4 protein-coding genes are annotated in these 6726 nt (G+C 69.5%); 1 reads left to right on the top strand and 3 read right to left on the bottom strand.

From position 1 onward, the window contains the following. Positions 1-31: 31 nt before the first annotated feature. Together EHS43_RS33340 and EHS43_RS33345 are read right to left on the bottom strand one after the other, a co-directional pair. Positions 32-3610 carry a DEAD/DEAH box helicase family protein gene (locus tag EHS43_RS33340; protein ID WP_260470823.1) on the bottom strand — a complete coding sequence of 1193 codons (3579 nt, stop codon included), beginning with the start codon at positions 3608-3610 and terminating at the stop codon, positions 32-34. A 198-nt stretch (positions 3611-3808) separates the two neighbouring features. Then, positions 3809-4003 (bottom strand): hypothetical protein, encoded by a 195-nt coding sequence (locus tag EHS43_RS33345; RefSeq protein WP_031041890.1) that lies wholly within the window; start codon positions 4001-4003, stop codon positions 3809-3811. 188 nt (positions 4004-4191) lie between these two features. On the opposite strand from EHS43_RS33345, the gene EHS43_RS33350 reads away from it, so the two are divergent. After that, positions 4192-6312, top strand: a complete 2121-nt coding sequence (locus EHS43_RS33350; protein WP_125194391.1) for a prolyl oligopeptidase family serine peptidase — start codon at positions 4192-4194, stop codon at positions 6310-6312. A gap of 122 nt (positions 6313-6434) precedes the next feature. On the opposite strand, the gene EHS43_RS33355 is transcribed toward EHS43_RS33350, so the two are convergent. Continuing rightward, the coding region (locus tag EHS43_RS33355; RefSeq protein WP_369009062.1) for an oligopeptide/dipeptide ABC transporter ATP-binding protein at positions 6435-6726 on the bottom strand (292 nt) is incomplete at its 5' end.

Consider the following 6726-nt stretch of genomic DNA (forward strand, 5'->3'; position numbering starts at 1 on the left):
GGAAGCCCCCGCTCCCCATCCACACTCACGCTCAAGCCAGTTCCTGATTCAGCTCATCCAACAGTTCCAACGCCGTGTCCTTGTCCCCGAACGCCCGCATGAAGCCCCGGCCTCCGCCACGCTCAGTGAAAGGTGCGTGTCCGAAGTCCCCCGGCTCGATGCCCACGTCATTGACGATGGCGTCCTTGATCCGCTCCAGCCACCACACCTGCTCCTCGGTGAACTCCACACCCGCCTGCTCCTGTCGCAGGAGCCAGCCCTCGAAGCGCTCCTCGACCACCGTACGGTACGGACGGAGCTCCTCGTCGGCGCCAAGCTCGAAGCGAATGAGCCGCACCAAGTCGCCCAGACCCGCCTCCTTGCCAGGGCCGGCGGCCGCCTTGCCGAGCTGCTCGTAGTGGTCCCACAGCACGCCCGTCGTCCACGCTCGGTTCGTCGCCCGAATCCGGCCCGCCAGCTCCTTCAGCGCGTCCCGGGCCTCCCGCGGGCTCACCCGCGCGCCGCTGCCCAGCGCCACCCGGATCGCCGCGTTCTCGTCCCGCTGCTCCTTCTCCAGCAGCGCGTTCCACTCGGCGAGTTCCTTCTGAGCCCTCTCCTCGCGCGGTATCTCGCGGACCTCGATGACCCGTACCTCGGTCGTCTCGTCGTACGTCAGGTCCTGCTGGTGGCGGATCTCCAGGATCAGCTTCCGCAGCTCCGGGTTGGCGGTGAGCGGGGCCACCGCGTCCTGGACCAGCTTCTTGGCCAGCTCGGGGCCGCCCTCATGACGGGCCCGGTCCTGCTCGTCCACGTCCACGGCGTCGGTGATGCGGCGGGAAAGATCCGCGAGGCTCACGCCCCCGGACGTCTGGGCCAGCAGCCCCTTCTCCTCCTGCCCCAACTGGCGGTCGATACGGGCCAGCCGTCGCGCCAGCGTCTCCGCCTCGTCGGCCGTCAGGGACCGCGTGCCGGTCTTGTCGAGGAGCTTCGCCAGCGACACGCTCTTCTCCCCTGCCGGGATCAGCGGCCGGGCGTCCACCAAGGGCGAGTCCGTGACGCCCACCGCGTCGATCAGGACGAAACGGTCCTTCGTCAGGTCGGGAGCCGCGTCCGGCGTCACCGCTTTCAGGTCGTCGGGGTCGATGGAGCGCGCACCCCGGCCCTTCATCTGCTCGAAGAGCACCGGGCTCTTGATCGACCGGAGGAATATCACGCACTCCAGCGGCTTCACGTCCGTGCCCGTGGCGATCATGTCGACCGTCACCGCCACCCGCAGCCTCGGCGAGTTGCGCAGGTCATTGATGAGCGAGTCGGGGTCGTCGCCGTTCTGCCTCGACCGGTACGTGATCTTCTTCGCGAACTCGTCGCCCCGACCAAAGACCTCCTTGACCTGCTTCAGCACCTCCTCGGCGTGGTCGTCGCCCGCCGCGAAGACGAGGGTCTTCGGCAGGTCCGCGCGGCCCGGGAACCACCGCTGCCATCTGTTCTTGTATGTCGTCAGGACGGCCCGGATCTCGTCCTCGGTGATCACCGTGCGACCTAGCTGCGCGGTGGTGTACTCGAAGTCCTCGTCCAGCTCCTCATAGCGCTGACTGCGGGTCTGACGGTCGCGGATACGGACCGTCGTACCCGCCTCGATCTTCGCGCCGCCGTCCTCGCGGATGCTGGTGTTCAGGCGCACGATGTCGAAGTCCACGTTGACGCCGTCGGCGACAGCCTCCTCGTACGTGTACTTCGACACCATGTTGTGATCGAAGAAGCCCATCGTCTGACGGGTGGGCGTAGCTGTGAGGCCGACCAGGTGGGCGTCGAAGTAGTCCAGGACGCCGCGCCACAGGCCGTAGATCGAGCGGTGGCACTCGTCGATCACGATCACGTCGAAGGACTCGATCGGGACGTCCGGGTTGTACTCGACCGTGATCGGCTCGTCCGCCGCGTAGGTCTCGTCCAGGTTCGAGACCTTCTTGTCGTCCCTGCCCTGACCCGCGTCCGCGGCCGACGTCTCGCTCGTCTGAGGCTCATCCGCCTCCGGCTCGTCCGTCTCCGGCCCGTCCACAAGTTCCTCGCCCTTGAGCAGCGCGTACATCCGCTGGATCGTGGAGATCACGACCGCCGACGTGTCCTGGAGGCCGCTACGGCCCAGCATGTCCACGTTGTAGAGGTCGGTGAGCTTCCGGTTCTCGTCGGGCGTGCGGTACTTGTCGAACTCCGCGTGGGCTTGACGGCCGAGGTTATTGCGGTCGACGAGGAACAGGACCCTCCGGGCGCCCGCGTGGCGCAGCAAGCGGTAGGTCTGCGTGACAGCCGTGAACGTCTTGCCGGCGCCCGTCGCCATCTGGATGAGGGCGCGCGGCTTGTCGGCGGCCAGTGAGCCCTCAAGGTTCGTGATCGCGTCGACCTGGGCCATGCGCAGGCCGTGCGTCTCCAGGAGCGGCAGGCTCGTGCGAAGGGCCGCCCTGAAGGTGGGCGCGTCCGGTTCCTCATCGGCCCGCTTCATCCACGCAGCGATGGTCTCGGGGCGGTGGAAGGCGAAAACCTCACGCGAGCGGGCGTCCGGGTCGACACGGTTGAGGAAGTACGTCTCCGTGCCTGTGCTGACGTAACGGAACGCGAAGGGCTCCTCCCGACGCCACACGGCCATGGCATGCTCCTTGAGCACACCGGCCGCGTACCGCTCGTTCTGGGCAAGGGCTCCCGCGAGCGGCGTTCCCTCCCGCTTGGCCTCGATGACGCCGACGATCTTGCCGTCCACATACAGGACGTAGTCCGCGCGGCCGGTGGCCAGGGTGAATTCCTCAACCGCGACGCCCTGGCCCGCGAGCGGGTTGGCCTCCGCCTTGCTCTGGATCAGCCAGCCGGCCTTGGTCAGCATCGCGTCGATCTTCTTGCGCGCCTGCACCTCGTTGAGGGGCGCGGGGCGCTGTGCGCGTTCGACGATGGCCTCGCGGGCCGCGGAGGCGACCTTGCGCGGCTTCAGGCGCTCACGGTCGTACTGCTGCTGGTGGGCCACCCGCAGTTCGGCGACCTGGGCCCTCAAGTCCTCGATCTCGGCGGCGTATGCCGACTTCTGCTGTTGCGCGCTCGCGATCAGCGCCTCGGCCTCGGCACGTGCCCGCCGCTCGGCCTCCAGGCGGTTGCTCGTCTCGGACAGCTTGACGCGTGACTCGGCCAGTGACCGTCGATGCCCCTCCAACGCCTCTTGGAGTTCGGCGATCTCCTCGGGGTCAGTGGACTGGGCATCGCCCGGAAGTGTCGGCGGCACGAAGGCGGACACGGTCCGTGTCCCACCCATGGCCCTGTCGAAGAGGTCACCCAACTGCCAGCACAACTTCAGCGCTTCGAGCGCCTTTGTCGTGTCGAACAGGTGGTTGTGCGCGGCGTCGTTACGGCCCCGGCGAAGCTTGTCGAACGCCTCACGACTCCAGCCGACGAGCACCCCGGCCCGCGTGAGGGCGTTGAGGCGGTCGAACTGGGTCGTGCCCTCGACCCGCGTGCCGGTACGGGTGACGAACTCCTCGGCCAGGACCTCGCCGAACTGCCCGGCGCTGACGTAGGCAGCGTTGGGATTGGTCAGGACGGTGAGTTCCGCCTGCGAGCCGTAGATGGCCAGGAGGGGCTGGTATCCGTACAACCGTCCGAAGTTGGGCGAAGCCTTCGCCAGCTTCCGGAGTCGATCGTCAACGTTGTCCCTGTCCACGCGCCGCCGCCCCGTCCTTCGCCTGTCCTGGATCCGCCAAGCTTACGGAGCCGGGAACCACGAAGGAACGGAACAGGTCGACATGGGGCGGGCTCCGGTCAGCCACGGTCCGGAGCCCGAGTGCCGGGACGGTCAGAACTTGATACTGCCGATCATGCCCGCGATGTTCGTCGTCAGCTCACTGATCGTCGGGGCGATCGAGGAAGCGGCGAGATAGAAGCCGAGCAGGATGCACACGACCGCGTGACCGCCCTTCAAGCCCGACTTCTTGATCAGCAGGAAGACGATGATCGCCAGCAGCACCACCGCCGAAATCGAGAGTGCCACGGCGGCTCACCTCCAAAGAACCCAGGGACGTGGGGGGTCGGACGGGAACGGAACTATGGGGGCAGACAAATCCATACAGCAGCCAGCGGATTCATACCCACTATGCGGTAGTGATCATAACTATCCGGGCCTGCGCATCCGTCGGCGCACGGCCGCACAAGGGGGCGCATGGCCAATATGGTCGGGGCATGACGACCGAGCCTGACTCCTTTCCCCGCCGGCACGCCCGTACCCAGCGCTTCACGCTCGGCGCGCCGCGCGCGTTCACCGTGGCGCCCGACGGATCGCGTGTCGTGTTCCTGCGCTCGAACTCCGGCACGAACCCGGCCAATTCACTGTGGGTGCTCGACGCGGCCGGCGGCGGGGAGCGCGTGGCGGCCGACCCGCGCGCCCTCCTGGGCGGCACCGAGGAACGCCTCTCGCCCGAGGAGCGGGCGCGCCGCGAGCGCAGCCGTGAGGGCGGCGCCGGCATCGTCGGCTACGCCACCGACGCGGCCGTGGAGTTGGCCTCTTTCGCCTTGTCAGGGCGGCTTTTCACGGCGGAGCTGCGAGCCGGCACGGCACGTGAACTGCCCACCCAGGGGCCGGTGATCGACCCCCGCCCGGCCCCCGACGGACGGCACGTCGCGTACGTCGCCCGGGGCTCCGTGCGGGTCGTCGGCGCCGAGGGCGAGGACGACCGGGTGCTCGCCGCCGCGGAGTCGGACCACGTCACCTACGGTCTGGCGGAGTTCGTCGCGGCCGAGGAGATGGGCCGGTCACGGGGCTTCTGGTGGTCGCCGGAGTCGGACCGGCTGCTGGTCGCGCGCGTGGACGACACGCCGGTGCGGCGCTGGTGGATCTCCGATCCGGCCCACCCGGAGCGTGAGCCACACCACGTCCCGTACCCAGCGGCGGGCACCCCCAACGCGGACGTACGGCTGTTCGTGATCACGCTGGACGGGGTGCGCACGGAGGTCTCCTGGGACCGGCGGCGCTATCCGTACCTGGCGCATGTGCACTGGTCAGCCGCGGGTGCCCCGCTGCTGCTCGTACAGGCGCGCGACCAGCGCAGTCAGCTGTACCTGGCGGTGGACCCGGAGTCCGGCGCGACCCGGATGGTGCACGCGGACGAAGATCCAACTTGGCTTGATCTTTTCCCCGGGGTGCCCTGCTGGAGCCCCTCGGGACAGCTTGTGCGGATCGCCGACGAGGGCGGCGCACGGGTGCTCGCGGTCGGTGAACGGGTGCTGACCGGCCCGCAGTTGCACGTCCGCGCGGTGCTGGACGTCACCCGGGACGACGTGCTGGTCTCGGCCTCGGCCGGCGCGGAGGCCGCGTCACCGGAGACCGGCGAGGTGCACGTCTACCGGGTGAACGAGCTCGGAGTGGAGCGCCTGTCGCAGGAGCCCGGCGTGCACTCGGCGGTGCGCGCCGGGGGCGTGACCGTGCTGGTGTCGTCCACCCTCGACCGGCCGGGCTCCCGCGCGCGGATTCTGCGTGACGGCAAGGAGGCGGCGACTGTCCTGTCATATGCGGAAGATCCTGGTTTGACCCCGCGCGTGACGCTCACCGAGGGGGGCGCACGGAGGATTCCGTGCGCCGTGCTTATGCCGCAGGACTACGCCGGTGACAGCCTCCTTCCGGTTTTGCTCGACCCGTACGGGGGTCCGCACGGTCAGCGGGTGCTCGCCGCGCACAACCCGCACCTGACCTCGCAGTGGTTCGCCGACCAGGGATTCGCGGTGGTCGTGGCCGACGGCCGGGGCACCCCGGGCCGCTCCCCCGCCTGGGAGAAGGCCGTCCGGGACGAGCTCGCGGCGGTGGTCCTCCAGGACCAGGTCGACGCGCTCCAGGCGCTCGCCGGGAACTTCCCCCTGGACCTGGACCGGGTCGCGATCCGCGGCTGGTCCTTCGGCGGCTATCTGGCCGCCCTCGCGGCACTGCGCCGCCCGGACGTCTTCCACGCGGCAGTGGTCGGCGCCCCGGTCACCGACCTGCGCCTGTACGACACCCACTACCAGGAGCGCTACCTCGGCCACCCGGACGAGCAGCCGGAGGTGTACCGGCGCAACTCGCTGATCGACGACGAGGGTCTGGTCGACGCGGTCGGGCCGCACCGCCCGATGATGATCATCCACGGTCTCGCGGACGACAACGTGGTGGTCGCGCACTCCCTGCGCCTGTCCTCGGCCCTGCTGGCCGCGGGCCGCCCGCACGAGGTGCTGCCGCTGTCCGGCGTGACCCACATGACCCCGCAGGAGACGGTCGCGGAGAACCTGCTGCGGCTTCAGCTCGACTTCCTGAAGCGGTCGTTGGGCATGGCGTAGGCACGGCAGCGGGCCGGGACGACATGGCGCGTCCCGGCCCGCTTACGGCACCCGCACGGCCGTACGTCATAGAGACTGGCGCGTCCGTATATCGGAACCGGGTCGGCCGAGTTGCCGCCGTGTTACTCCGCCCCCTTCGGCGGCACCACCTTGATCTCCTCGGCGAAGTGGCACGCCGAGTCGTGCGCGGCCGGTCCGCTCGTGCCCCGGAACTCCGCCGGCACCGCGAGCGCCGGGACCTCCAGCGCGCAGCGCTCCCGCGCCTTCCAGCAGCGGGTGCGGAAGCGGCAGCCGGACGGGACGTTCGTCGGGGACGGCACGTCACCGGCGAGGATGATCCGCTCGCGGTGCTCGCGCGCCTCCGGGTCGGGCACCGGCACGGCGGACAGCAGCGCCTGGGTGTAGGGGTGGGTG

This window comes from Streptomyces sp. RP5T (assembly GCF_003933965.1).
In the GTDB taxonomy this organism is placed as follows: domain Bacteria; phylum Actinomycetota; class Actinomycetes; order Streptomycetales; family Streptomycetaceae; genus Streptomyces.

Coding starts and splice junctions, on each gene's coding strand:
- EHS43_RS33350 (WP_125194391.1), top strand. CDS start 4,192: ATGACGACCGAGCCTGACTCCTTTCCCCGCCGGCACGCCCGTACCCAG.